The following is a 3,410-nucleotide window of genomic DNA, read 5'->3' on the forward strand; positions in this document are numbered from 1 at the left end:
GAAGATTAGCGCGTCTGGCCCAATCTTCTTAATTTTTGTTTTATAAACGGTCTCTAAGTTTTGAATCATTAATAATGGGTCTGGGTTGGGTGCAAATTGCCTCAACTTGTTACCAATGCCTATTACCCGTAAGCTATAGTAGCCAAAAGTCTAACAAGGAGAGAGGATGGTTGTTATTGCTTATCTAGGGCCACGAGGGACGTATTCTGAGGCGGCAGCGATCGCCTGTAGTCAGCAGCTTAAAGCTCAGGGTTATGACAGTGAATTACGTCCCTATCCCAGTATTGCCCAAACTTTACAGGCGGTAGCCCAACAGCAAGCCCATTTGGCGATCGCACCGATTGAAAATTCTATTGAAGGCAGTGTTCCGATGACCCTCGATAGTTTATGGCAATTACAAGGTTTAGACATCCAACAGGCCTATGTCTTACCCATCACCCATGGACTACTCTCTCAGATGGGTGAATTATCAGCGATTAAAACCGTCTATTCCCATCCTCAAGCCTTAGCACAATGTCAAGAATGGTTAGAGCAACATTTACCAGGAGTCAAATTAATTCCCACCAACTCCACCACAGAGTCTATTCAGTATCTTCAGTCCGATCGACCGATCGCAGCAATTTCCTCCCAAAGAGCAGCTAAACTCTATCAAATCCCAATACTAGCCTATCCCATTAACGATCGCCCGGATAACTGTACTCGGTTTTGGGTCATGAGTTCTACAGATACTAATGTGAGATTGAATGCTTCCTCGGAACCCAAAACCCATACCTCAATCGCCTTTAGCTTACCCAATATTCCAGGAGTGCTGGTTAAACCCCTGGAAGTCTTTGCCCATCAAGGGATTAACTTAAGCCGAATAGAATCTCGTCCTACCAAGCGATCGCTGGGCGAATATTTGTTCTTTATTGATATTGAAGTTGATGCTAGAGAACCGAGTATCCAACAGACACTTCAACAATTAGAAGAGTACACAGAAGTATTAAAAATTTTCGGAAGCTATACCGTTACCGATATTTATCCTTCTTGATCCCAAATTTGCCTTACCCAACTGGGGTCGCGGTAATTGATGCGAGCCATGGGTTCGAGGGAGGTGAGGATGGTTTGACCATAGCTGCGGTGGAGAACACGGGTATCTAGCAAAGCCACAACTCCCGGACGCACGGGGGCGATCGCCCGTTTCAGGTTTTGGATCGCCGTCGGTAGTAGGTATTCCCGAAACCAGTCTAAGCGCCGTTGTTTATAATACGCCACTCGTCCAGCCACTAGAGGATGCTCTAAAGAGGGGATGGGTAAGGCGACAATAATGAGTAAACCAGGTGTGGGTAAGAGGCTTTGATGCGATCGCCAAAATTCCCATCCACACACTAAAATTCCATGGGGTTCCAATGCCGTTTTTTCGACTTGTACTTTGGAGCCAAATTCACCAGCTAATGTGGCCGCAATTTGGGCTTTTAGGGGGACATCGGTGACTAAAATAACGGTTAAGTTGCCTTGATTTCCTCGGACACTGAGTAATCCTTGAATTTCTGGCAATACCTGAGTTTGAAATTGGGGCGTATTGGGGAGGGGAAGGCGATCGGGTAAATAAAGATGGATTAAGTCTTGGTCGCTCGAAGCATTAAATTGAATGCAAGTAATATCTTCGAGTCCCATTTGGGCACAATAGCGACTTGCATCTTGCTGTTGATCGAGGGTTTCACCAATTAAAACGACTGGTTGATCGGCCCAGATAGGACTGAGGATCGGGGCGATATCCACAGGGCCAGACCAGAGGGTAAATTGACCGGTGGAACGATGAATATCGGCCCACATCAGATGATCTGAGGTCAATGGGGGGAGCGTGAACTGTTGCCAAGGAGAGGGTAGGATAAGCTGATATTCGTCAAAGTAATGGAAGAGATTGGCGATCGCCCCTCGATCCTCCTCCGTTAATAAACAGCATTCGTAGGGGTTGGGAGGATGCTGGAAAATAGACTTGGTGAGCTTAACTTGGATATCGCGAATCAGATCGCGGTGTTGGGGACAGGCTAACATTAGCTCCGTCCAGTCTTTGGGGGTTAAACATTGATTGATCTGTTGCCTAGTCCAGTTTTCTAGATCGTCTACACCATCCATGAGGGTGGGAATATTGAGAGGGAAGCGCTGTCCTCGGTTATCTCGATGGAGGCGATCGCCTAAAAATTTTTCTGGGGTTGTGAGGAGAATACCAGAAAAATCAGCATTGGGCCAGCGATCTCCAACTACCACCGACTTCACCGAACTGAGCGCTAACATCTCCTGTAATTGGGGAATTTCCACCATCTGCAACTGCTGCAAAATTTCCTCCGCTCCCACCCAAATAGCTGGTCCCGGCCACATCAGCAACGGAACTAAATAACTCACCCGATAGGGTTGTCCTTGATAAAGAGGGCGACCCGTTTGAATTAAAGCACTGCGTCCCAAACGCATGGCCCGCGCAACCAACCGGGCCATCGTTAACTGATGGGGCCAGGACGGTGACGCAGACAAGCGTAGAAACGCTCGCAGTTGCTGATGGACTTCCACCTCAATCACAGGTTTACCTTCGTGTCTCACTCTCGTCAGGCGAGGCTGATGAACCTTTACCTCTTCTTATTGTGACACTTGCTGTCAAACCTGCACGTCATTAAGGTTTGATCCCTACTCTTGTGCTTGCCAATAGCTTAAATTTTGTTGATATTCCTGGATTTTCTGTTGTGCTGTAGTGTATGCGGGATGCTCTTCAGGAACCGCTTGCATTAGGGCGCCTGTACTACTTGGGAAGGGTCAGATTTCACTTGAGCTAACTGAGCTGCTTTTTCAGCTTGCTGAACAGCTAAATACCAGCGATCGGGTTCAGGATTTGCCGAAACCATAGGAGAGGAAGTTGGTTGACTCACAAAAGAAGGAGGAGTTGGTTCAGGCCGCTCAGACTTCTCAGGTATGGGCACATTCAACGTAGCAACTGGAGTCGGACTCCCTATTTCTGAAGGTAAAGGTTCAATCCCATCACAAATTGTTCTATCCTCATCAGACACATTGCGATTATGGATCAAATAATCCCGTATCCAATCACATCCTTTTAGTGCGCTTCAAGGTATCGTGAAATAAGCGTAAAAAATTCCGCACATGACCGCCACTCATCTCACAGACCTCTCGTAAGTGGTATAAAGAAAATACTCGATCTTCCCAAAAGCTTGATAGCTCTCTAGTTTGCTCAGACTACTACTGGTAAAAATAATTTCAATAGTATTGTCCAGATCTATAGTAGAGAAAGAGTCGGTTAGAACATGGTTCAACACTGAAACCTAGCTACCATAACCTATTCCCTAGCGCGCAGTCCTATAAAAAAAACAAAAAAACGCCCCCCTTGCGGAGAGCGTTTTTTTTGATTAAATTCAGTCAATCAA

The 3,410-nt window shown here is 46.3% G+C and carries 3 protein-coding genes; 1 reads left to right on the forward strand and 2 read right to left on the reverse strand.

Going from position 1 to position 3,410, the window contains the following annotated elements; genetic code table 11:
* Window positions 1-166 precede the first annotated feature (166 nt).
* Window positions 167-1,030, forward strand: a complete 864-nt coding sequence (gene pheA / locus AC3A14_RS24355; RefSeq protein ID WP_318736313.1) for a prephenate dehydratase — start codon at window positions 167-169, stop codon at window positions 1,028-1,030.
* Here pheA and AC3A14_RS24360 read toward each other — a convergent pair.
* On the reverse strand, window positions 1,018-2,556 hold the full coding sequence (locus tag AC3A14_RS24360) for a helicase C-terminal domain-containing protein (RefSeq protein WP_318736315.1): 1,539 nt from the start codon (window positions 2,554-2,556) through the stop codon (window positions 1,018-1,020). The genes pheA and AC3A14_RS24360 overlap by 13 nt on opposite strands.
* A gap of 203 nt (window positions 2,557-2,759) precedes the next feature.
* Window positions 2,760-3,038 (reverse strand): hypothetical protein, encoded by a 279-nt coding sequence (locus tag AC3A14_RS24365; protein WP_318736318.1) that lies wholly within the window; start codon window positions 3,036-3,038, stop codon window positions 2,760-2,762.
* Window positions 3,039-3,410 lie beyond the last annotated feature (372 nt).

Source organism: Roseofilum sp., from assembly GCF_982964205.1.

Excerpts from the sequence above, each read along its gene's own strand:
- pheA (WP_318736313.1), top strand. The coding sequence starts at position 167 with ATGGTTGTTATTGCTTATCTAGGGCCACGAGGGACGTATTCTGAGGCG.